Annotated in this window: 20 protein-coding genes and 1 pseudogene; 11 read left to right on the plus strand and 10 right to left on the minus strand. The window is 72.6% G+C overall.

The genetic code is table 11. The features are described 5' to 3' along the window. Positions 1-326 precede the first annotated feature (326 nt). Positions 327-1,817, plus strand: a complete 1,491-nt coding sequence (gene rpsA / locus AC0B61_RS20730) for a 30S ribosomal protein S1 (RefSeq protein WP_471742165.1) — start codon at positions 327-329, stop codon at positions 1,815-1,817. 245 nt (positions 1,818-2,062) lie between these two features. Then, the gene (locus AC0B61_RS20735) at positions 2,063-4,351 is read left to right on the plus strand and encodes an MMPL family transporter (RefSeq protein ID WP_471742166.1); all 2,289 of its coding nucleotides are present in this window, start codon (positions 2,063-2,065) and stop codon (positions 4,349-4,351) included. A gap of 46 nt (positions 4,352-4,397) precedes the next feature. On the opposite strand, the gene AC0B61_RS20740 is transcribed toward AC0B61_RS20735, so the two are convergent. Further along, a complete protein-coding gene (locus AC0B61_RS20740) occupies positions 4,398-4,865 on the minus strand; it encodes a MarR family winged helix-turn-helix transcriptional regulator (protein ID WP_471742167.1) in 468 nt (155 codons plus the stop codon). Positions 4,866-4,927: 62 nt separating this feature from the next. Here AC0B61_RS20740 and AC0B61_RS20745 point away from each other — a divergent pair, with 62 nt between their 5' ends. The 6 genes from AC0B61_RS20745 (at position 4,928) to AC0B61_RS20770 (ending at position 9,225) form a co-directional block, all read left to right on the plus strand. Next, positions 4,928-5,569: an MBL fold metallo-hydrolase gene (locus AC0B61_RS20745; protein ID WP_471742168.1), complete on the plus strand. Its 642-nt coding sequence runs from the start codon at positions 4,928-4,930 to the stop codon at positions 5,567-5,569. A gap of 32 nt (positions 5,570-5,601) precedes the next feature. Continuing rightward, positions 5,602-6,204 carry a dephospho-CoA kinase gene (gene coaE / locus AC0B61_RS20750; protein WP_471742169.1) on the plus strand — a complete coding sequence of 201 codons (603 nt, stop codon included), beginning with the start codon at positions 5,602-5,604 and terminating at the stop codon, positions 6,202-6,204. A gap of 87 nt (positions 6,205-6,291) precedes the next feature. Next, a complete protein-coding gene (locus tag AC0B61_RS20755) occupies positions 6,292-6,861 on the plus strand; it encodes a GNAT family N-acetyltransferase (protein WP_471742170.1) in 570 nt (189 codons plus the stop codon). Positions 6,862-6,906: 45 nt separating this feature from the next. Beyond that, a complete protein-coding gene (locus AC0B61_RS20760) occupies positions 6,907-7,830 on the plus strand; it encodes a LysR family transcriptional regulator (protein WP_471742195.1) in 924 nt (307 codons plus the stop codon). 114 nt (positions 7,831-7,944) lie between these two features. After that, entirely contained in the window at positions 7,945-8,505 is a 561-nt protein-coding gene (locus AC0B61_RS20765) for a GNAT family N-acetyltransferase (RefSeq protein ID WP_471742171.1), read from the plus strand. 162 nt (positions 8,506-8,667) lie between these two features. Further along, entirely contained in the window at positions 8,668-9,225 is a 558-nt protein-coding gene (locus tag AC0B61_RS20770; RefSeq protein ID WP_471742172.1) for a hypothetical protein, read from the plus strand. Between the two features lie 180 nt (positions 9,226-9,405). Here the strand turns inward: AC0B61_RS20770 and AC0B61_RS20775 are convergent, their stop codons facing one another. The 6 genes from AC0B61_RS20775 to cseB form a co-directional block, all read right to left on the minus strand. Continuing rightward, entirely contained in the window at positions 9,406-10,197 is a 792-nt protein-coding gene (locus tag AC0B61_RS20775) for a hypothetical protein (protein WP_471742173.1), read from the minus strand. Positions 10,198-10,772: 575 nt separating this feature from the next. Then, a complete protein-coding gene (locus tag AC0B61_RS20780) occupies positions 10,773-12,032 on the minus strand; it encodes an alpha/beta hydrolase (protein ID WP_471742174.1) in 1,260 nt (419 codons plus the stop codon). Between the two features lie 266 nt (positions 12,033-12,298). Next, a complete protein-coding gene (locus tag AC0B61_RS20785) occupies positions 12,299-14,845 on the minus strand; it encodes an ABC transporter permease (RefSeq protein ID WP_471742175.1) in 2,547 nt (848 codons plus the stop codon). A 28-nt stretch (positions 14,846-14,873) separates the two neighbouring features. Continuing rightward, positions 14,874-15,632, minus strand: coding sequence for an ABC transporter ATP-binding protein (locus AC0B61_RS20790; RefSeq protein ID WP_471742176.1), 759 nt, complete (start codon positions 15,630-15,632; stop codon positions 14,874-14,876). A 172-nt stretch (positions 15,633-15,804) separates the two neighbouring features. Further along, positions 15,805-17,061: a sensor histidine kinase gene (locus tag AC0B61_RS20795; RefSeq protein ID WP_471742177.1), complete on the minus strand. Its 1,257-nt coding sequence runs from the start codon at positions 17,059-17,061 to the stop codon at positions 15,805-15,807. Between the two features lie 5 nt (positions 17,062-17,066). Further along, entirely contained in the window at positions 17,067-17,783 is a 717-nt protein-coding gene (gene cseB, locus AC0B61_RS20800; protein WP_471742178.1) for a two-component system response regulator CseB, read from the minus strand. A gap of 382 nt (positions 17,784-18,165) precedes the next feature. On the opposite strand from cseB, the gene AC0B61_RS20805 reads away from it, so the two are divergent. The 3 genes and pseudogenes from AC0B61_RS20805 to AC0B61_RS20815 all read left to right on the plus strand — a co-directional run. Next, positions 18,166-19,039, plus strand: a protein-coding gene (locus AC0B61_RS20805; RefSeq protein WP_471742179.1) for an IS5 family transposase whose coding sequence is annotated in 2 segments (ribosomal slippage) — positions 18,166-18,299 and positions 18,298-19,039 — 876 coding nt in all. Because the reading frame shifts where the segments join, the coding sequence is not laid out codon by codon here. Between the two features lie 461 nt (positions 19,040-19,500). Next, positions 19,501-19,662 carry a hypothetical protein gene (locus AC0B61_RS20810; RefSeq protein ID WP_167346444.1) on the plus strand — a complete coding sequence of 54 codons (162 nt, stop codon included), beginning with the start codon at positions 19,501-19,503 and terminating at the stop codon, positions 19,660-19,662. An 81-nt stretch (positions 19,663-19,743) separates the two neighbouring features. After that, a pseudogene (locus AC0B61_RS20815) lies at positions 19,744-20,016 on the plus strand (GNAT family N-acetyltransferase); the annotation flags it as partial. 66 nt (positions 20,017-20,082) lie between these two features. On the opposite strand, the gene AC0B61_RS20820 reads toward AC0B61_RS20815, so the two are convergent. The 3 genes from AC0B61_RS20820 to AC0B61_RS20830 all read right to left on the minus strand — a co-directional run bounded on the left by AC0B61_RS20820 (position 20,083) and on the right by AC0B61_RS20830 (position 22,228). Then, on the minus strand, positions 20,083-20,814 hold the full coding sequence (locus AC0B61_RS20820) for a class I SAM-dependent methyltransferase (RefSeq protein WP_471742180.1): 732 nt from the start codon (positions 20,812-20,814) through the stop codon (positions 20,083-20,085). Positions 20,815-21,107: 293 nt separating this feature from the next. Beyond that, positions 21,108-21,629, minus strand: coding sequence for a DUF3592 domain-containing protein (locus AC0B61_RS20825; RefSeq protein WP_471742181.1), 522 nt, complete (start codon positions 21,627-21,629; stop codon positions 21,108-21,110). 197 nt (positions 21,630-21,826) lie between these two features. After that, the gene (locus AC0B61_RS20830; protein WP_471742182.1) at positions 21,827-22,228 is read right to left on the minus strand and encodes a hypothetical protein; all 402 of its coding nucleotides are present in this window, start codon (positions 22,226-22,228) and stop codon (positions 21,827-21,829) included. Between the last annotated feature and the right edge of the window lie 179 nt (positions 22,229-22,407).

The raw sequence follows: 22,407 nt of genomic DNA on the forward strand, positions 1-22,407 counted from the left end.
CCCTGCGGGCGCCACCGAGAGGTGCGCAATCGGAGGATATGGCCTGATCCGTACCAGGCTCCACCGTCTTGCCGTCCTTGGCATTGACCGTGCCTGGCCGTCCCCGTATGCTACAAGTTGCGCTGCGGGCCTGCGCGCCTCGGACGGAGCAGGTCGCGCTCGCATCTGTCGAAGACCCCACGGTCGCAAGACGGACGCCGATTCTCGTTTGTGCGGGAATTTCGGTGAGCCGTGTTCTTGGCTGTCCGGCTTTCGGTGGGAGCGATACGGGCCCTCCGCGTGGCATTACCTACGACTTTCATGTCCGCACCGGAGCCCTTTTCCTAATGACGAGCCCCACCGACTCCTCCCTCAGCACCACCCCGCAGGTCGCGGTCAACGACATCGGCGACGCGGACGCGTTCCTCGCCGCGATCGACGAGACCATCAAGTACTTCAACGATGGCGACATCGTCGAGGGCGTCATCGTGAAGGTCGACCGTGACGAGGTGCTCCTCGACATCGGTTACAAGACCGAGGGCGTCATCCCGTCCCGCGAGCTCTCGATCAAGCACGACGTCGACCCGCACGAGGTCGTCGCCGTCGGCGACAACATCGAGGCCCTGGTTCTCCAGAAGGAGGACAAGGAGGGTCGTCTCATCCTGTCCAAGAAGCGCGCTCAGTACGAGCGTGCCTGGGGCACGATCGAGAAGATCAAGGAAGAGGACGGCATCGTCACCGGTACCGTCATCGAGGTCGTCAAGGGTGGTCTCATCCTCGACATCGGCCTCCGTGGCTTCCTGCCGGCCTCGCTCGTCGAGATGCGCCGCGTCCGCGACCTCCAGCCCTACGTGGGCAAGGAGCTCGAGGCCAAGATCATCGAGCTGGACAAGAACCGCAACAACGTGGTCCTGTCCCGCCGTGCCTGGCTGGAGCAGACCCAGAGCGAGGTCCGCCAGACCTTCCTCACCACCCTGCAGAAGGGCCAGGTGCGCTCCGGCGTCGTCTCCTCGATCGTCAACTTCGGTGCCTTCGTGGACCTGGGTGGCGTCGACGGCCTGGTGCACGTCTCCGAGCTGTCCTGGAAGCACATCGACCACCCGTCCGAGGTTGTCGAGGTCGGCCAGGAGGTCACCGTCGAGGTTCTCGACGTGGACATGGACCGCGAGCGCGTCTCCCTGTCGCTGAAGGCGACCCAGGAGGACCCGTGGCAGCAGTTCGCCCGTACCCACCAGATCGGCCAGGTCGTTCCGGGTAAGGTCACCAAGCTGGTTCCGTTCGGTGCGTTCGTCCGCGTGGACGAGGGCATCGAGGGTCTGGTCCACATCTCCGAGCTGGCCGAGCGCCACGTGGAGATCCCGGAGCAGGTCGTCCAGGTCGGCGACGAGATCTTCGTCAAGGTCATCGACATCGACCTCGAGCGCCGCCGCATCAGCCTGTCGCTGAAGCAGGCCAACGAGGCCCTGGGTGCCAACCCGGCCGAGGTCGAGTTCGACCCGACCCTGTACGGCATGGCCGCCTCGTACGACGACCAGGGCAACTACATCTACCCGGAGGGCTTCGACCCCGAGGCGAACGACTGGCTGCCCGGCTTCGAGAAGCAGCGCGAGGAGTGGGAGCGCCAGTACGCCGAGGCGCAGAGCCGCTTCGAGCAGCACCAGGCGCAGGTCATCAAGAGCCGCGAGGCCGATGCCCAGGCTGCCGAGGAGGGTGGCGACGCCGTCGCCGCCGCCGCTGGTGGCTCGTACTCGTCCAGCAGCGACGAGGGCTCGGGCGCCCTGGCCTCCGACGAGGCCCTGGCCGCCCTGCGCGAGAAGCTGGCCGGTGGCCAGAGCTGAGGCTCTCGCTTCCCGCTAGCCGATAGCTAGCCGATGGGCCCCACCCGGATTTCCGGGTGGGGCCCATCGTGTTGTCCGGCTTCGTTCCGGTTTTGTTGTCCGGCATTCCTTATGCACTGCCCTTATGCACCGCCGACTTATGTGTTTTTTATGTGAAGGAAAGTGTGACATGGGGCTCATTGTCCTTCTATAGGCCGAAGTTCGGGTTGCCCCTACATTGAGTGGAGCTGCCCGAAAGGCTCCTCATGCGCAACCCCTCCTCCGCCGCCACCACCGTGGTCGGCGGCCGGCTCGCCGCCCTCGGCCGGTTCTGCTTCCACCACCGCCGGTGGGTGCTCGGCTTCTGGGCCGCCGTCCTCGTCGTCGGCGTCCTGATCGGCGGCCGGGTCTTCGAGGGCTCCGTGGCCGGCGCCTCCTCCGCCACCGGCGAAGCCGACCGCGGCAGCGCGGTGGTCGCCGCCGCCGAGCCCGCCAAGGGCACCGTCACCGCCGTCGTGGACGGCAAACGTGTGGACGACCCGGCCGTCAAGGCCGTCGTCGAGAAGGCCACCGCCGACATCGCCGGCCTGCCCGGGGTCTCCTCCGCCCTCGACGCGTACGGCCCCGGCCCCGCCCCGGCCGCCCTGCGCTCCGCCGACGGCACCGCGAGCCTGGTCACCGTACGGATGGCTGACACCGCCACCTCCGCCCAGACCGACGCCGTCACCCAGCGGCTCGCTTCGCTGAACGGCTCGGGCGGCGCCCACGTCACCGTCGGCGGGGACCTGGTGCTGCAGCAGGAGGTCAAGAAGCAGACCGAGCAGGACACCCGCTTCGGCGAGATGGTGACCCTGCCGCTCACGCTGGTCGTCATGGTGCTGGTGTTCGGCGGCCTCGCGGCGGCCTCGCTGCCGGTGATCGGAGCCGTCGCCTCGGTGGGCGGGGCACTGCTGGCCATGTTCGGATTCAGTCGGATCATGGACATCGACACCAGCGTGCTGCCGATCGCCACCGTCCTGGGGCTCGGACTCTCGATCGACTACGCGCTGCTCATGGTGAACCGTTTCCGCGAGGAACGCGGCCACGGCGCGGGCATCGCCGCCGCCGTCGAGCGGACCGCGGCGACCGCCGGGCGCACCGTGGCCTTCTCCGGACTGACCGTGGCCGTCGCACTGTCGGGCCTGTTCGTCTTCACCAGCCCGGTGCTGGGGGCGGTGGCCGCCGCCGGGGTCAGCGTGGTGGTGATCGCCGTCGCCGCCGCCCTGACCCTGATCCCCGCCCTGCTCGGCTTCGCCGGCCCGCGGATCAAGGCGCCCGCCGCGCCCGTACCGGACGAGGGCTTCTTCAGCCGGACCGTCCGCCGCGTCCGCAAACGGGCGGTACTGGTCGCCCTCGCCTGCGTGGCGCTGCTGATGGCGGCCGGGGCGCCCTTCCTCCACGCCGAGATGCGCAGCTCCGGCGCCGCCGTGCTGCCCGTCTCCTCGGCCGGACGGCAGGTCGCCGAGACCGTCGACCAGCGCTTCCCGCAGGCCGCGGCCGCGCCGATCACGGTGGTGGTCGAGGGCGGGGCCCCGGTGGCGCAGGCGTACGCCGACGAGGTGGTGGCCAAGCTGCCCGGCGTGAGCGGGGTGCGGGCGGTGACGCCGGTGGGCGACGCGGTGGCGACGATCGACGTACTGGTGCACGGCGACCCGCAGGGCGGGCAGGCCAAGCACGTCGTCGACGAGCTGCGGGCCGACCGGGGCGGGCTGAAGACCTACGTCACCGGCGGCGCGGCCTCGGTCGTGGACTTCAAGGACGAGCTGCTGTCGCGCGGCCCGTGGGCGCTCGGACTGGTCGCGGCCGGGACGCTGGTGCTGCTGTTCCTGATGACCGGCTCGGTGGTCATGCCGGTCAAGGCGCTGCTGATGAACCTGCTCTCACTGGGCGCCTCGCTCGGCGCGCTCACCCTGGTGTTCCAGGACGGCTATTTCAGCGGACTGCTCGGCTTCACGCCGACCGGCGGCCTGGAGACCTTCATCCCGGTGCTGGTCTTCGCCTTCGCGTTCGGGCTGTCGATGGACTACGAGGTGTTCCTGCTCGCCCGGATCAAGGAACTGCACCAACGCGGGCACAGCTGTACCCGGGCGGTGGAGCTGGGCGTCCAGCGCAGCGGTCGGATCATCACCTCGGCGGCGCTGCTGATGGTGATCGTCTTCGCCGGGTTCGCGCTCGGGGACATGCTCATGGTCAAGCAGATGGGCATCGCGCTGGCCGTCGCCGTCGCGGTGGACGCCACGCTGGTGCGGTGCCTGCTGGTGCCCGCCGCGATGAGCCTGTTCGGCGAGTTCAACTGGTGGGCGCCCGCGCCGCTCAAGCGGCTGCACCGGCGCTTCGGGCTGAGCGAGCACGTCGAGCTGCCGCAGATCGAGTTGTCGGAGGCTGCGTTGCCGGATGTCGCGTTGCCGGAGAGTGGGCCGGCGGGGACTGGGCCGGCGGGGATCCCGGCGCCCCGAGTGGCGGTCGAGGAGTCGGCGGCAGGGGAGTCGGTGGGCACGGGCCTGGTGAAGGCCTAGGACGCGTCGGTGGATGCGCGGGGCGGCGCGGCGGCGCGGTGGCCGATCACGGCTCCCGACCTGCCCCGCTGTCGTCCCGGTGTGACGACAGCCGGCTCAGGAGGCTGACCGCGGCCCGGAGCCGGTCCTGCTCGGCGGGGGTGAGGATGGCCTCGATGGCGTCGGCGAGGTGGCGTTCGCGGCGGGTGCGCTGTTCCAGCAGGGCGGTGCGGCCCGCCCCGGTGGCGGTGATCAGCTGCTTGCGGCCGTCGGTGGGGTGGGGCTGCTGGGCGACCAGGCCGGCCGCGGTCATCAGGGCGACGGTACGGGCCATCGACTGGTGGCGGACGCGCTGGAGGTCGGCGAGTTCGGCGACGGTGCAGGAGCGCTCGTCGCGCACCAGCAGGCCGAGGACGGCGGCCTGGTTCTGCGGCAGCTCGTCGCTGTCGCGCAGGGAGCGGACCAGGCTGCCGAGGGCGGCGCGCAGGTCGGCGGCGAGTTCCAGGGTGTGCGGGTGCGGGGCTTCGCTGGGCATGGGAGAAGTCTATCCGGAGATTGTGCAGCTTTGCTGTACAGCATTGCTGTATGGTTTGGCCCATGCGAATCACCAAGTTCGGACACGCCTGCGTACGCGTCGAGCACAACGACACCACCGTCGTCATCGACCCCGGGGTGTTCACCGACCCCGCCGCACTGGCCGGGGCGGACGCCGTCCTGATCACCCACGAGCACATGGACCACTTCGAGGAGTCCCGGCTGCGCGCCGCGCTGGAGGCCGACCCGGCGCTGCGGGTGTGGACCAACGGGGACGTCGCCGCCCAACTCGACGGCGTGGCACAGCGCGTCACCACGGTCGGCGAGGGCGACGCCTTCGAGATCGGCGGGCTCGGCGTCTCGGTGCACGGCGAGTGGCACGCCGTGATCCACCCGGACATCCCGCGGGTCCGCAACATCGGCTTCCTCTTCGACGGCCGCCTCTTCCACCCCGGCGACGCGTTCACCGTGCCGCCGCACACCGTCGACACCCTGCTGCTGCCGCTCGCGGCGCCGTGGAGCAAGGTGTCCGAGGTGGTCGACTACGTGCGGGAAGCCGGGCCGAGCCGGGCGGTACCCGTCCACGAGGCGGTGCTCAGCCCGGCCGGATTCGCCGTGCACAGCCGGATGGTCGGGCCGGACGGGCCGGGCACGGGAGCGGAGCTGGCCGTCCTCGGGGACGGCGAGAGCCTGGAGCTGGGCTGACGCCCCCGGTGCCGCGCCGGTAGCCTGACGCCATGCTGAAGATCGGACTGACGGGCGGCATCGGCGCCGGCAAGAGCGAGGTGTCCCGGCTGTTCGCCGCGCACGGCGCGGTGATCGTGGACTCCGACGTGATCGCCCGCGAGGTGGTCGCCCCCGGGACGGACGGACTGGCCGCCGTGGTCGCCGAGTTCGGCCCGCAGGTGCTGCGGGAGGACGGCACCCTCGACCGTCCGTCCCTCGGGGCGGTCGTGTTCGCCGACCCGGAGCGGCTGAAGGCACTGAACGCCATCGTCCACCCGCTGGTGCGGGCCCGCTCCGCCGAACTGGAGGCCGCGGCCGCGCCGGACGCGGTCGTGGTGCACGACGTGCCGCTGCTGGCCGAGAACGGGCTGGCGCCGCTGTTCGACCTGGTCGTGGTGGTGGACGCGGCGGACGAGGTGCGGCTGGACCGGCTCGTGCGGCTGCGCGGGATGGCCGAGGAGGAGGCCCGGGCCCGGATGGCCGCGCAGGCCTCGCGGGCGGACCGGTTGGCGATCGCCGACCTGGTGATCGACAACGGTGGGGAACTGGCCGCGCTCGCGGCTCGGGTGGACGAGGTCTGGGCGGAGCTGGCGGAGCGCGCGGCGGCCGGCTGAGGGGCGGGCTGCCGCGTGGGGGGCCTCCGGATCGGGGTGGCCGGGAAAGGGCTTTCGGACGGCCTCCGGCGGGGAGAGCATGGCGGGATGAATGATCGTTTTCCCGCCGAGTCGCACACCGCCGGGCCGCCGGCCGTCCTACAGCCGGCCGTCGAGCGGCTGGCGCGGTACGCCCGCGCCGAGCAGGAGGAGATCCTCGGCCCCGGGAACGACCCGTACGGGGTCGCGTACACCGGGCTGACCTTCCTGCCCAAGGAGATCCACTTCGGCATCCGGTCCGCCGACGGCCGGCTCGTCGCCCACGCCGGGCTGCTGCCGCTGCCGCTCACCGCGGGCGGCGCCGACCTGACGGTGATGGGCGTCGGCGGGGTCTGCGTCGCCCCCGACCGGCGCGGCGGCGGCCTCGCGCAGCGCGTGGTCGGGGCCGCCCTCGACCACGCCCGTACGCTCGGCCACCGGCACGCGCTGCTGTTCTGCCGCCCGCCGCTGGCGGCGTTCTACCGGGGGCTCGGCTTCCGGGAGGTGGTGGCGGAGGTGACGGTGGAGCAGCCGGAGGGGCGGCTCGCGGTGATGCCGCTGCGCACCATGTGGACGCCGCTGTCGGCGGGGGCCGGGTGGCCGGAGGGGCCGGTGCGGCTGCGGTCGCTGCCGATGTGAGGTCGGGTCAGGTGGCAGTATCGATCAGATCGGTTGATGGCCGCCGTGGATCCCCAGCAGTTGCGCACCTTCGTCACCGTCGCCCGCCTCGCCTCGTTCTCCGAGGCGGCGCGGGAACTCGGCTACACCCAGTCCGCCGTCTCGCAGCAGATCGCCGCGCTGGAGGCGGACCTCGGAGCCGCCCTGCTGGTCCGCCGACCGGTCGGCCCGACCGAGGCCGGGCGACGGCTGCTGGAGCACGCCGCGCCACTGCTGGTCCGGCTGGAGGCGGCGCGCGCCGACGTCGCACGCCTGGCCGGTGCTGCGAGCGCCCGGCTGGTGCTCGGAGCCACCCCGCTGGCGGTCGGGGCGGCACTGGGGCGCGCACTCGGCGAAGTGCGCCGGGCCTACCCGAAGACGGAGCCGGTGGTCCGGGTGCTCGCCCAAGGCGTCCTGCCCGCGCAGGTCGCCACCGGGGAGGTCGACCTCGCCCTGATCGACGGCCTGGCCGCGCCCAGCGATCCGCTGCCGCTGCCCGACGCCGGCCCGATGCGCACCGTCGCCGTGGACGAGCAGCCCGTCGCCGTCGCGCTGCCGACCGGCCACCCGCTGGCGGGCCGGAGCGGGCTCGCGCTCGCCGACCTCTCCGCCGCCCGCTGGCTGGACGCCCCCGACCTCACCCCGCCGGTCGCCCGGCTGCGCGCGGCCGCGGGCGTCGACGGCTTCCGGCCCGCCACCCGCTACCAGGGCACCGATGTGCGCGGGTTGCTGGCGCTGGTCGCGGCCGGGCACGGCCTCACGCTGCTGCCCGAGCCGGTGCTCGCCGCCGTGCCCGGCGTCGCGGCCGCGCCGATCACCGCGCCCCGGCTGGTGCACCGCACCGAACTCGTCCACGGGAGCCTGCCGGAGGGGCCGGCGGCGCTGCTGGCGCGGTTGCTGGCGCGATCGCCGGACGGGGCGGGGGTAATGATTCGGCCTGATCTGGCCTGATCTGGCCTGATCCGGCCTGATCGGCGGGTGCCGGGTGCCGGGTGTCGGGCGGGGTGTTCGCGGGCCAGGATTTTGGGTTGCCGAGGCTACCGGCACCGATGAAATGATCATGCAATGAGCACCAGCACCGTTATCAGACGTGTACGCGATGAGGACTGGGAGCGGGCCCGGGACATCCGACTGGAGGCGCTGCGCGACTCGGCCGCGCCCATCGCCTTCCTGGACACCTACGAGCAGGCCGCGGCCAGGCCCGACGAGTTCTGGCAGGGCCGGACGACGGGCGCCGCGACGGGCTCCGCCGTGGCGCAGTTCGTCGCGGAGGCCGCGGACGGGCGCTGGCTCGGCACGGTCAGCGTGCTGGTCGAGCGGTCGGGCGCGGCGCCGGCCCTGGAGGGCGACGTCATCGAGGTCGACCAGACGCACGTCGTCGCGGTCTACGTCCGGCCCGAAGCACGGGGCACCGGGCTGGCACAGAGCCTCTTCCGGGCCGCCCAGGACTGGTCGTGGTCGCTCGAGGAGCCCCGGATCCAGCGGATGCGGCTGTTCGTCCACGAGGACAACGCCCGGGCCGAGGCGATGTACGTCAAGGTCGGCTTCGAGCGCTCCGGCGTGGCGGTGCCCATGCCCGGCGACCGGACGGGCCGGGAGATCGAACTGGCGCTGCCCCGGGGCTGATTGGGCGGGGCAGGCAGGGGGCAGGCGTGGGGTGGGCGGCGGCGGTTGTGAAGGCGGGGTCACCAGGCGTTCACGTCCTGGGTCTGACGGTCGTCGCTCCCGCGGTGCTGTCATGAGCACAGTTGCCCGGCGAGAGGCCGGGCCGGCCCAGGAGACTTCCCCATGATGCTCCGTCAGCGCCTCACCGTCGTTGCCACGGCGGCCGCCCTCACCGTCGCCGGGCTCGCCGCCGGCACCGCGCAGGCCGCCGCCAAGGCGCCCGCCGCCCCCACGAAGTCCCGCACGCTCGCCGCGAGTTGTTCGCTGGCGTACCTGCCGCTGCCCGACCCGTCCTGCACGCCCGGCGCGTACAACCCGGACGTCACCCAGGCCACCATCGGGCGGACCATCTGCGTCTCCGGCTGGACGGCCACCGTCCGCCCCCCGACCAGCTACACCAACCCGCTGAAGGTGAAGCAGATCGCGCAGTACGGCTACCAGGACACCAGCACGGCCGACTACGAGGAGGACCACCTCGTCCCGCTGGAGCTCGGCGGCGCCCCGCGCGACCCGGCCAACCTGTGGCCCGAACCGCGCTACGGCAGCCAGCCGGCGCAGAGCAAGGACTCCGTCGAGACCAAGCTCAAGAACGCGGTGTGCGGCGGCCGGGTGAGCCTCGACGACGCCCGCAGCGCGATCGCTGCCGACTGGACCACGGCACTCAGCTCCCTGGGGCTGTGACGGCGCCGCTCAGCGCCCTGAGGCTGTGACGCCGGCTCCCCGGGAGCGGGCGTGAAGGAGCCGCCCGGTCCGTCCGGTCCCCTGTGCCGGACGGGCCGGACGGCCGTCTGTGGGGGTGTGGGCACCTGTGGTGCGGGTGCCCGGGGGAGTGCGGGTGCCTGTGCGGGGTGCCGGTACGGCTCAGCGCCCGCTGCAGCCCGGAAGGGCCTCGCACATCGGCGCCGACATGCCGGAGCCGACGTACTTGTCCTCGGGGGCCTTCCAGGTGTCCTTGGGCTGGGCGCCGCCCTTGGCGGTCGCCCAGACGGACAGCTCGTTCACCGCCCCGCCGTCGGTGACCACGTACTCGTGCAGGGTGACGGTGGTGCCGTCGGCCTGCGGGACGGTCAGCACGGCAGCGAAGAACGGCGCCCCCTCGGCGCTGGTGATCTTCACGGTGGCGCCGGGCACGGTCTTGGCGCAGCCCTTGAGCGCGTCCGTCAGGTGGCCGTCCGTCAGGTTGGTCATCTGCTTGGTGCCGCTGCTGTGGGTCGGGTCGCCCTCGAAGAGCAGCGTCTGCTGGGCCGTCCAGCGGTCGCCGCCGAAGCCGACCGACGCCCTCGCGGAGGCGGCGCCGGTGAACATGTACTCGTCGTCCTTGGCGATCGGGGCGTGGCACAGCTCCATGCCCTTGAACAGGACCGCGCCGGCGAGCGGCTTGGCGTTGGCCGCCAGCGGCGCGTAGTGGTAGGTCTCGTCCATCGGGATGCTCTTGGTGTCCATCCAGGCCTTCGCCGGGATGCCGTTGGCGGTGCCGTTGGCGGTGCCAGCCGGGGCGGCGCTGGGCGGGGTGGCGTTGGCCGGGGCGGGGGCGGCGGTCTTGCCGGCGTCCTGGCCTCCGTTGCCCCCGTTGTCGTCCGGCCCGCAGGCGCTCAGCGTGCCCAGGCAGACGAGGGCTGCGGCGGTGGCGGTGACCAGTCGGATGCTGCGCAACTGACGATTCCTCGGGTGTCCGGTGGCGTGGAACGGGTTCGGGAGCACTCCGGCGGCGGGCCGCGGCTGCGCGGCACCGTCCGTCCGTCCGCGCCGCCCGGTCGACCCGTGGTCGCGGGCACTCGGCATGGCTGTTCCTCCCCCGTTGTCGTACGGCCGTCCGGCTCCTGGGCGCGCCGCGCTCCTCTGCTCTGAGGGGCGGTCAGCGCCGGTGCTGCGTCGACGGCGGTCGAAACCTATGCCACCGGGCGGCCGGGAGCAAAGCGGGATTCCGACGGGTGGTCAAGTGACAGGAGCGGCTGCGGGGCACTCATGGGGAACGTGTGTGCGGGCGCGTCGGGAGCTATGGGCAGCGTGCGGGGGATCCCTGGAGCGCACGGGCGCGGCGGTGCGCCGACCGAAGCGGTGGATCTCCGCTGCCGGGCTGGTGCTACGGGCCCGTACGGCACCCCGGTGGTGCGGGCGGAGGAGGCGCGGGCGGCTGCCGACCCCAAGGCTTTCCCCATGGCCGATCCGGGGCGGCTGCGGCCGGGTGTTCCGCTGCGCTGGGCGTCCCGCTGCGCGTGGCTGTCCCGCTACGCGTGGGTGCCCGGGACGCCGAGCTGTTGGGCGAGCCAGGGCAGCGCCTGGGCGAAGGTCGCCGCGCCGGTCTGCCAGGTGTGCCGGCCCGAACCGACGGCGGTGACGGTGCGGATGCCGTCCTTCCTGGCGGCCGCGTCCAGGGCCTTGGCGGACTCGATCTGGCCATGTTCCTCGTCGCCCTGCCCGAAGTAGCCCGACACGCCTTGGTACTTGGGGTGGTGGGCGAGCACGGTCAGCGGGTCGTGGGCCGCCCAGGCCGCCGCGTCGCCGCCGTACAGCTCCTGGACGGTGTGGTCCTTGTCGCCGATGTACGGGCCCTTGTCGCCGGAGAAGTCGCCGAAGTGCGCGAAGACGTCGGGGTGTTCGACGGTGAGGTCGACGGCGCAGGTGCCGCCCATCGACCAGCCGGCCACGCCCCACTTGTGCGGGTCGGTGGCGGCGTTGAAGGCCTTCCGGACGAACGGGGGGACGTCCTTGACGAGGTGGGACTCGGCGTGGCCGTGCGGGCCGTCCACGCACTCGGTGTCCACCCGGAAGCCGCCGGTGGCGTCCACGAAGACCAGGATCGGGGCGAAGCCGTTGTGCTTGGCGGCGAACTCGTCGGCGGTCTTCACGGCGTTGCCGGAGCGGATCCAGTTGTCGGGCGCCGCGAACTCGCCGCCGATCATCTCCAGCACCGGCAGCTTCGGCCGGGTCTGGCTGCGGAACCACGCGGGCGGCAGGTAGACCAGCTCCTGGCGGTGGGCGAAGCCGCTGGCGGTGTCCGGGATGTCGACCTGGACGATGCGGCCGGTCCTGGTCTTGCCGTGGATGGAGGCGAGTTCGGCGAGCGTGATCTGGTCCGGCAGCGGCTGTCCGCTGAGCTCGCCGACCGCGTCGTCCAGGGTCGGGTAGTAGCCGGTGGCGATGTTCACGCTGTTCGCCGCGCAGAACAGGGCCAGCACGGCGGTCGGCACGGCGAGCAGCCGCCGCCACCAGCGGGCGCCGCGCCAGCCGAACCCCAGCACGCAGACCGCCGCGACCGCCACCCCGCCCCACAGCCACACCCCGAACGGGATCGGGTCGGTGATCCCGGCCAGGGCGAGGACGGCCACGGCGGCGCCCGCGGTGACCACCAGCGCCGTCCCCAGCGCGATCGGCCCCCACTTCGTCCGCCACGCCCGGTCCCGCCGGGCCAGCATGCCCAGGAACAGCGCGAGGGCCGCGGCCTGGACCGCCCACGGGAACCAGCCGTCGAGCAGGGAGACGTTCATACGGCCGGAGGCTAGGGGTGCAGGATGAGAAGCCGATTAGAGTGCGTACTCGGCCGCGACCAACGGGCGGTCCCGTTGAGGCCTTTGATCCAGCTCAGCGCTCACGGATGGCCTGCCGGGCGCCGGGGTGAGCGGCCCCGCGCAAGGGGGAAGCCATGGGACGGGGAGCCGCCAGATGATCAGGACGGCGCAGCCAGACGGGCCAGGGCGCTGACGGTCCCCGCCCGGTGCTTTCGCCGGGCGGGGGCACGAGGACGAGCGGACGGTCATGCCTCCGCGACGGCGTCCAGGGGGCTGAGGGCGGCTGCCCGGCGGGCGGGGGCGGCGGCTGCGAGGGCGCCGATTGCGAGGGGCGCCAGGCAGACGAGGGCGAGCGTGCCCCAGGGCACGACCAGCGTGTACTGCTTCATCGCTCCGCCCGCCAGCGCGCCGACGGACCAGGCGCCGAGGAGGCCGCCCGCCAGGCCGAGGAGGGTGCCGAATGCGGCGACCGTCACGGCCTCCAGGCGGATCATCCGGCGGATGTCCCCGCGGTCCATGCCGATGGCCCGCAGGGCGCCGATCTCGCGCGTCCGCTCGGTGACGGACATGGCCAGGGTGTTCACGATGCCGAGCGCGGCGATCACGACGCCGATGCCGAGGAGCCCGTAGGTCAGCGTCAGGAGGCCGCCCGTCGTGCCCGCCGCCTCGCGAACCAGTTCCGCCCGGTCCTGCACCTTCAGCAGTGGGTTGTTGCCGACGGCGGTCCGCAGGTCGCGCCCGGACGCGCCGTCGCCGCGGACGAGGATCCGCTGGACGGAGCCTGGCTTGAAGCTGTGCTTCTGCACGTCGTCGCGGGCGCCGACCGCGTCGTGGGCGGTGGGGTTGTCCTGGTAGACGCCCACCACGGTGTACCTCGTGGACTCCTCGCTCCGGCCCATGCGCGCGGTGACCTGGCCTCCCGCGCTGACCCCGGCCTCCCGGGCGACGCTGCTGGAGACGGCGACCCGGCCGGGCCCGAGGTCCTGCGCGGAGCCGCTCACGAAGTCGAGCTTCAGTACCTGGCCGACGCCGGCCGGGTCGATGCCGGAGATCTCGCGGACCTTGCCGCCGATGACCACCGTGGAGTCGGCGACCGCGCTCGCGCCGCGCACCCCCGCGACACCGGCCACCCGCTGTACGGCCGCCGGGTCGATGCCCGTCATGGTGTCGCCGGTGCTGATCACGTAGTCGGCCGCGAGCCCGTCCGCCGTCTGCCGGTCGAGGGCCTGCCCGGTGGAGGTGCCGATGGTGGCGAGCCCGCTGACCAGTGCCGTGCTGATCAGCAGCGTGGCAGCGGTCGCCGCCGTGCGCCGGGGGTCGCGCAGCGCGTTCTGCCGGGCCAGCAGGCCGATGACGCCGAACCGCCGGGTGAGGCGCCCGGTCAGCCGGATCACCGGGGCGGCGAGCGTCGGCGCCAGCACGACCAGGGCGACGACCAGGAGCCCGCAACCCGCCATCGCACTGCGCAGGTTCTGCTCCGAGGCGTCCTTCGCCGCACCCGCGAGCGTGACCAGCCAGCCGACGCCGAGGACGAGCAGCCCCACCCCGGCGGCCGTCCGCAGCCGCGAGCGCCCGCCCGGCTGCGCGGCCGCCGCCCGCAGCGCCTCGATCGGCGCGATCCGCGCCGCCCTGCGGGACGGCAGCCAGGCGGCCGTCACCGTCACGCCGACCCCGACGAACAGGGCCGCCGCCACCGGCCGGGGCCCGATGACCAGCGGGCCCGTCGGCAGCTGGTTCCCGTCGCCGCTCAGCAGGCCGGGCAGCACGGCCGCGATGCCGAGCCCGAGGGCGAACCCCACCACCGACGCGGCGACCCCGACCAGCACCGCTTCGGCCAGCAGCGCGCGCACCACCTGGCGCTGCGTCGCGCCCACCGCCCGCAGCAGGGCGATCTCCCGGGTGCGCCGGGCGGCGAGCATGGTGAAGGTGTTGACCACGAGGAACGAGCCGATGAACAGCGACACCCCGGCGAAGACCATCGGCAGCTTCTGGTAGCCCCGGGTCAACGTGCCGACGTAGCGGGCCTGTTGGTCAGCCAGCGCCTGTCCGGTGGTGACCTCGGCCGTGCCGGGCGGCAGGACGGCGGCGATCCGATCCGCCAGCTCGTACTGGTTGGCTCCCGGCACGGCGGAGACCTCAAGGCTGGTGTAGTGCCCGGGTGTTGCGAACAGCCGCTGCGCGCCGGCCCGGTCGAACAGGGTGAGCGTGCCGCCAGCCGTGACCCGGGTGTCCCCGGTGGTGACGATGCCGACCAGGCGCGCGGTGAGGGCCGGGCCGTCCGAGGCGAACGTGATCGTGTCGCCCAGCCGGTACCGGCCCGCCGCCGCGGTGCCCCGGTCGACCGCGATCTCGTCGGCGCCGGCCGGGGCCCCGCCCTCGACCACGGGGTAGCGGGCGTCCTTGCCGTCGCTCCCCGGGACGTAGGCGGCCGCGAGGTTCGTCCCCCGCTTGACCCGCAGCGGGCTGCCGTCGGCCGCGTTCAGCGTGGCGCTCCCGTCGACCGACGGCCGTACCGCCGCGACACCGGGCACGTCCGCGAGCCGGCGCGCCAGCTCGTCCGTCAGCACGGTCGGCGCACTCGGCTGGTCGGTGGCGGCAGGGGACTCCTTCGCGGTGACACTGACCGCGATGTCGGCGAAGGTGCGGGACGCGGCCGCCCGGTAGGCGGCGGCGGTCGAGTCCGCGAAGACGAGGGTGCCGGAGACGAAGGCGACACCGAGGCAGACCGCGAGGACGGTCATGAGCAGCCGGGCCTTGTGCGCCAGGACGTTGCGCAGGGCTGTGGTCAGCATGATCAGCTTTCGAGAGTCGGGGTGCGGGTCAGCCTGCGAAGGACTTCATGACGTCCAGCACCCGATCCGGGGTCGGATGCGCCATCTCGTCGACCAGCCGCCCGTCGGCCAGGAACACCACCCGGTCCGCGTACCCGGCGGCCACCGGGTCGTGGGTCACCAGCACCACCGTCTGCCCCAACTCCCTGACGGAGTCGCGCAGGAAGCCGAGCACCTCGGCCCCGGCCCGGGAGTCGAGGTTGCCGGTCGGCTCGTCGCCGAACACGATCGAGGGCCGCGCGACCAGCGCCCGGGCGACTGCGACGCGCTGCTGCTGCCCGCCGGACAGCTCGGACGGCCGGTGGCCGAGGCGCTGGGCGAGCCCGACCATCGACACCACGCGGTCCAGCCACTGCCGGTCCGGCGTCCGCCCGGCCAGCGACAGCGGGAGCGTGATGTTCTCCAGCGCGGTCAGGGTGGGCAGCAGGTTGAACGCCTGGAAGATGAAGCCGATCCGGTCCCGCCGCAGCCGGGTGAGCTGCCGGTCGCCCAGACCGCCCAGTTCCGTCGTGCCGATCCGCACGGAGCCCGACGTGGGCGTGTCCAGGCCGGCCGCGCAGTGCATCAGGGTGGACTTGCCGCAGCCGGACGGGCCCATGATCGCGGTGAACTCGCCCGCCCGGAAGGCCACGCTCACCCGGTCCAGGGCCGTGACCCGGGTGTCGCCGCTGCCGTAGGTCTTCGTCAGGTCGGCGACGGCGGCCGCGACCCCGGGCGGCGCGTGCAGGGCAAGGGGGTTGGCGATCATGAGCGGGCTCCTGTCGAGGTGCGAGTCGGTGCACTTCGAAGGGTGTCCGGGGCACGTATCAGGCCGCTGCGCCGCCGTGTATCAGCGCCCGCTCCGCTTCGCAGCGGTTCTGTAGCAGCCGTATGTCCGGGCGGACCAGCGGTCAGCCCGGCAGGCGGACCGGTCGGTCCAGTCAGTCCGGCAGCCGCAGCGTGGCCCTCGCGCCGCCGTCCGCCGCGTTGTCGAAGCGCAGCTCCGCACCGAGCAGCCGGGCCTGCCCCAGCGCGATGGTCAGCCCCAGTCCGTGGCCCGTGCCGCGCTCGGCGGCACCGGTGTGGAAGCGGCGCGGGCCGTGGCGCAGCAGGTCCGGCGGGAAGCCGGGGCCGTGGTCGCGCACGACGACCGTACGGCCGTGGACGGTGACCAGGACCGGGGCGGCCCCGTGCCGGTGCGCGTTGACGACGAGGTTGCCGACGATCCGCTCGAGCCGCCGCGGATCGGTCTCCACGATCTGCCCGTCCTCCGCGGTCTGCCCGTCCCCCGCGACGACCTCGGCCTCGAATCCGGTGCGCACCACGGCCTCCCGGACGACCGCGACGAGCGGCACCCGGGCCCGCGCAGGCTGTTCCGCCCCGGCGTCCAGGCGGGAGATCTCCAGGAGGTCCTCGACCAACCCGCGCAGGTCCCGCACGCGTGTCCGGATCAGGTCCTCCGTCCCGCCCGCCGGCAGCAGGTCGACGGCGGCCAGCAGGCCACCGACCGGAGTGCGCAGCTCGTGTGCCACGTCCGCGGTGAACTGCCGTTCGGTGCGCAGTCGTCGGCCGAGGCTGTCGGCCATCAGGTCCACCGTCGCCGCGATGTCGGCCACCTCGTCGCCGCCCCTGGTGGGCCCGGTCCGGGCGTCGAGGTCCCCGGCGGAGATCCGGCCCGCCGTCTCCGCGACCCGCCGCAGCCGGCGGGCGAGCAACCCGGCGCCGTAGACCGCGACCGGTGTGGCCGCCGCGAGCGCGACCGCCGAGGCCACCGCCATCGCCGCGTCCAGCCGGGTCAGGTCGGAGAGCTGCGGCGCCAGGTTGACCCGCATGGCGAGGACCGGGCTGCCGGGCCCGCCGGTGCGCTGGGCGGCCCAGTAGCTCGGGCCCGAATTCCCTTCGGCGTGCCCGTCGTAGGCCGTGTGTCGTTCGCCGTCGGCCGGGTGGCGCAGGGCGGTGGGCAGGTCGGCGGGGTCGAGTTCGGCGCCGTCGGCCAGCGATCCGGTGCGCCGGTAGACGTCCATGGCCGAGTAGACGGTGTTGAAGGCCTGCGCCTCGGCCCGGCTGCGGATGTCGTGCGCGGTCCACAGGTGCACCAGCACGCCGACCGCCACCGCGACGAGGCAGGCGGTGGCGGCGGCCAGCGCGGCGATCTTCCAGCGCAGGGGGGCGCGGGCGGCCCGGGGAGGCGTGCGCACCGCGCTCAGCGCCTGAGCTTGTAGCCGAAGCCGCGGACCGTCTCGATCCGCTCCCGGCCGAGCTTGCGGCGCACCCGCTGCACGCACAGGTCCACGACCCGGCTGTCGCCGTCCCAGCCGTACTCCCAGACGTTGCGCAGCAAGGTGTGCCGCTCCAGCACGACACCGGGGTGGGCGGCGAACTCCAGCACCAGCTTCAGTTCGGTCGGGGTCAGCGCCACCGGCGCCCCGCCGACGGACACCTCCATGCCGGCGGTGTCGACGGTCAGGTCCCCGAACACCAGGACGTCCCCGCCGGCGGCTCCGGGGGAGGGCGCCGGGACGGGTGGCGCGTACGTCGCCCGCCGCAGCAGCGAGCGGATGCGTGCCACCAGCACGTAGGTGTCCACGGGCTTGACCACGTAGTCGTCCGCCCCGGCTTCCAGGCCGGCGACGACGTCGAGGCCGTCGCCGCGCGCGGACATCATCAGGACGGGCACCAGGCTGGTCTCCCGGACCTTGCGGCACAGGCCGATCCCGTCCAGGCCGGGCAGCATCACGTCCAGGATCAGCAGGTCGAACTGCTCGTCCCGGAACAGTTCCAGTGCCGTGAGGCCGTCCGCCGCGGTGCTCATCCGGTAGCCGTAGCGTTCCAACGCGATGGTGAAGGAGCGGCGCATCAGCTCGTCGTCCTCGACCAGCAGCACACGGACGGGGTGCGGGGACGGCGCGGGCGAGGGCACGGGCGGACGACTCCTGCTCGAACGGCGGCGGACAGCGGCGAAGGTCAACGACGGACAGCGGCGGACAGCGGCGGACAAGCGAACGATACGGCAGATACCGGACGCATCGACGTCCTCGCCCGCATCGACGTCCGGCCGCGCGCTCCCTGATACCCGACGGATACAAAGACGCGATCCCACCCGCATCCGACGGCACCGCCGCCCCACGGTCGAGCGGCTGATCACCAAGGTGAAGGCCTGGCGGGGCATCGCCACGCGTCACGAGAAGAACCCCGTCAGCCACCTCGCCGGCCCCCACCTCCGCGGCGCGATGAGCTGGCCCAAGGGCGCGCTCTAGGCTGTGTGTCGAAAGTGGATCTGGTGCTGTGGATGAGCACGGTTCATGGGTCGGGGAGATCTCACGGGCGAGCAGTGGGCGGTGCTGGAGCTGTTGTTGCCGAAGGGCGCGAAGGCGGGCCGGCCACCTGTCTGGCCTCGGCGGCAGCTGATCGACGGCATACGGTTCCGTGTCCGTAGGGGTTCCGTGGCGGGACGTGCCCGTCGAGTACGGGCCGTGGGGCCGGGTCTACGACTTGTTCCGCCGGTGGCAGCGGAACGGCACCTGGCATCAGGTCTTCACCCGGCTGCAGTCCTTGGCCGACGCGAAGGGGAGGATCACGTGGGACCTGAGCGTCGACTCCACGGTCTGTCGTGCTCATCAGCATGCGGCGGGGGCCCGCAGGCAGGGTGACCTGCAGAAGGAACCGCCAGGCGGTGTGTTCACTGAACCCGAGGATCACGGACTGGGTCGCTCACGCGGCGGGTTCACCACCAAGTTGCACCTGGCCGTCGAGCAGGGTCAGAAACCCATGTCGATCGTGATCACGGCCGGGCAGCGCGGCGACTCGCCGCAGTTCGAACCCGTGTTGGACAAGGTCCGCGTGCCCCGCATCGGTCCGGGACGGCCACGCGTCCGCCCCAACCGCGTGCGGGCCGACAAGGCGTACGCCTCCCGCAGGAACCGCGGCTACCTGCGCCGCCGCGGGATTCGCTGCACCATCCCGGACAAGGCCGACCAGGCCCGCAACCGCCGAAGGCTCGGTTCCCGCGGCGGCCGGCCGCCGCGCTTCGACCCGGCCGACTACCGCGAGCGCCACGCGGTCGAGTGTGGGATCAACCGCCTCAAGAGGAACCGCGCTGTCGCCACGCGGTACGACAAGCTCGCTGTCCGCTACGAAGCGACAGTCCTGGTCGCGGCGATCAACGAGTGGCTGTAATCCTCCACTGAAAAGGCATCGGGGTCCACGGCAACGCCTCCCGCCAGCCCTGTCGATCGTGAGCCCAGTCCATCATCACCTTGGCGGTCGACTCTTCTGGGCCGAACACTTCATGGAGCCTTGGAACGTGGGCCTGGTAGTGCTTGTCTGCACTGCCTTCGCGGTACTCGACCTGGTAACAGCAGGTCGTGCAGAACCTCCTCGGTTGGATCGTCCACGGTACGACCGCCCGCTTCAACTACACGCAGCACTGGCTTTAGCATGCACGCGACTGTACCGACCCATAGGACTCAACTGCCCCCCAGCCGTCCACAACCTCCCGAGGCAGAACACCTAGCCCGATGACGAGGCTGGCCGCGCCGCCCACCTTCCAGGAGAGGAAGCTGCGATCTTTGCCCAGGCGGACGAGCTCAACGCCCACATCGCTCGGTTCCTCGAACACTACGGGTAGGCTCGTAGGTATGGGAATTGACTGGGAGAACATACTCGGCGCAAGCGGTAACGGCCTCGACGATGCCTACGACAGCGCGGTCTCCGCGGTCATCTACAGCGATGACCCGGTGGAGGACCGTCGGCCACTCCCAGTCGGCGAAGAGCACGACGACACAGACGGCTTGCGCTGAACTGAGGAAACGCCCCGGCAAGCCGCGGCGTTTCGCCGTCAGGTCAGGGGTCAGTCAAGAGGCGGCCGAGCTCAACTCTGCGGCTCGATCGCCGCCTTCACCGAACTCGTCATCCCCGGCAACGGCACAGGTGACGGCCAGCACTACGGCACGGGGGTGCTGCCCGAGCACCGAGGTCACGGCCCCGGCCGATGGATGAAGGCCGAGTCGATCCGACAGGCCCACAGGGACTATCCGGACCTCGGTGACCTCCTGACCGACACCGCCGACAGCAACGCGCACATGCGACGGGTCCACGACGGTCTCGGCTACACACCCACGCACACGACACACCAGTATCAGCTCGACCTTTAGCAGAGAGCGGACGGGCCGGACCGGGACATCACCCCGTCCGGCCTGTCCGTGCTTTCGATACACGCCCTAGAGGCCGGCCGTCCGCTGGAAGAGGGCGGTGAGGAGGAAGGGGACGCCGAAGAGCGCGGAATCGGGCGACTGGGCGGCCATCGGGCGGATCTCCAGCGGCTCGAAGTCCCGGAAGAGGGAGCGGAGTTCGTCCGGCGAGTAGGCCAGTCCGCCTTCCAGGGTGCCGAGCCGGTACAACTCCTCGTCGGGCCGCTCCGACCCCACCGTCCCGGCGGCGAACGCGGTGACGGCGAAGTGCCCGCCCGGCGCGAGAGTCCGGTCCAGGAGGTCCAGGTAGCTGACACGGCGGTGCGGCGGGAGGTGGTGCAGGCAGCCGGAGTCGTAGACCAGGTCGTACTGCGCGTACGGGAGTTCGGCGTCGAAGATGCTCGCCCGGTGGAAGCGCAGGTTGGTGCCCGCGCCGGCCTCGCGGGCGCGCTCCCCGGCCCAGTCGATGGCGGCGGAGGAGACGTCGACGGCGTCGACGTCGAAGCCGAGCGACGCCAGGTGGATCGCGTTCCGGCCGGGGCCGCAGCCGAGGTCCAGGGCGCGGCCGGGGACACCGGCCGGGGCGGGGGAGAGCAGGCCCCGGTCGAGGTAGGAGACCAGGTTCTCGTCCGGCTTGGGCGCGAAGAACGGCCGGTCGGTGGGCCGGTCCGCGTAGAACCGGTCCCAGAAGGCTTCGGCCGACGGGAAGAGCCCGTCGAGCAGGACGAGGACGTCTTCGGTGGTGCGGATCGTACGGTTCATGAAGCCGAGCGTAGGCGGTCCGGTGAGCCGGTGCGAGGAGGGCAAAAGCCCTTGCAGGGTGGGGCGTTGGGGATCTGATAGCGCTGGTGGAAGCGGGTGTCCCGGGCCCGTCCGTGGGCGCGGCGCCACCCCGCCCCCGAGCCGGGAAGGGGCCTCTGAGCGGGGCGGCGAGGGGGCCGCCGCGGGGGGTCGAAATAATGTTTCGATCAAGAAATCCGGGCGTTCACGTGCAGGCCGGAGCCGGTCGGCGAACCAGGCCGGGCTGATCTGCGTGATCGGGCGGAGCTGCCCGATCATGCCGATTGTGGACTCGCCGCCATCTGGCCTCGTATCCGCAGGTACCAGGTGAGAGCCGCGATCCCGGCGAGCATCATGACCACCGAGGCCGCCAGGGCGAACCAGTCCAGCACGTTCCGACCGAGGGTGTTCCAGAAGCCGATGCTCGACGGAAGGGCGACCAGCGCGGTGTCCTGCGGGTCGTACACGACGGTGACGGGCCGGTCCGTCCCGAGGTCGGCCGACACGTAGGCCAGCTGCGCTTCGACGGTGCGTCCGTCGGATGCCGTGAAGCGCACCCGGCAGCGGGAGTTGGGGGAAGTGGAGCCGTCACTGTTGCTGCCCACCGAGACGCACTCCGTGACGACGCCCTGGACGTGGACGCCGCGACCGTTGAGCACCGACTCCACGTGGGTGTCATGCGGAATGAAGTACGCCACGGCCAGGACGAACAGCAGCAGCCCGCACCCGAGCATGGCCAAGGAGGCACGTCCCAGGGTCCGGTGGTAGCTGCGTACGAATGTCGGTACCGCGTTCATGCCTCTGCTCCACTCGCGTCGCAGCTGTCGTCCCTGGCTCAGCGCCGGCGCCGGCGCCGGGAACCGGCCCGGTGAAGGCGAGCCGGGCTGCCCCGCGCGGCGCGGGGCAGCCCACGGTACTGGGTTAGCTCGGGGCCGGGAACTCGCCCGTTCGGATCCCCGCCACGAACTCTCGCTGCCTTCCACCTCGCTGGTCACTACCCGAGAACACCGAGGGGGTTGCCGGGGTCGTCCAGCCAGACCGTGTTCGTCTCGGGGGGCACCGTGAGACCGTAACGCTCCAACGCAGGACGGCCGTTGGACAGCCACGCCATGGCTGCTGCCTCCACCTCGGACCAGAGGGCGCGCGGGCCGCCCTGGAAGGCACGGTTGGTTCCGTCGGTCCGGCTCTCCAGCACCGCCCACGAGCCGTCGGGGTGGAGGAGCCATCGGCCGGTGGTGTGGTCGGCCGTCAGGCGCAGCCGGGTCGTGCCGGGCATGGCGATCTGGGCGCTCCACAGGAACGACGGGTCGTCGAGGGTGTCGGGGTGAACGGCGGTGTCGAGGCCGACGGCGTCGTGGCGGAATCGGATGGCGGCGCGCATGAGGGGGCCGATCACTTGCCGGAATCTGCTCGCAGTTGTTGCCCCGCGAAGTCACCTGCCGAATGGACACGGCCGTCGTAAGAGGCGGGGGGGGCCCCCCCGGGGGGGGGGGGGGGCCGGGGGGGGGGGGGGGGGGGGGGGGGGGGGGGGGGGGGGGGGGGGGGGGGGGGGGGGGGCCCGCCCCCCCGCCCCGG

This window comes from Kitasatospora sp. NPDC023385 (genome assembly GCF_055664045.1).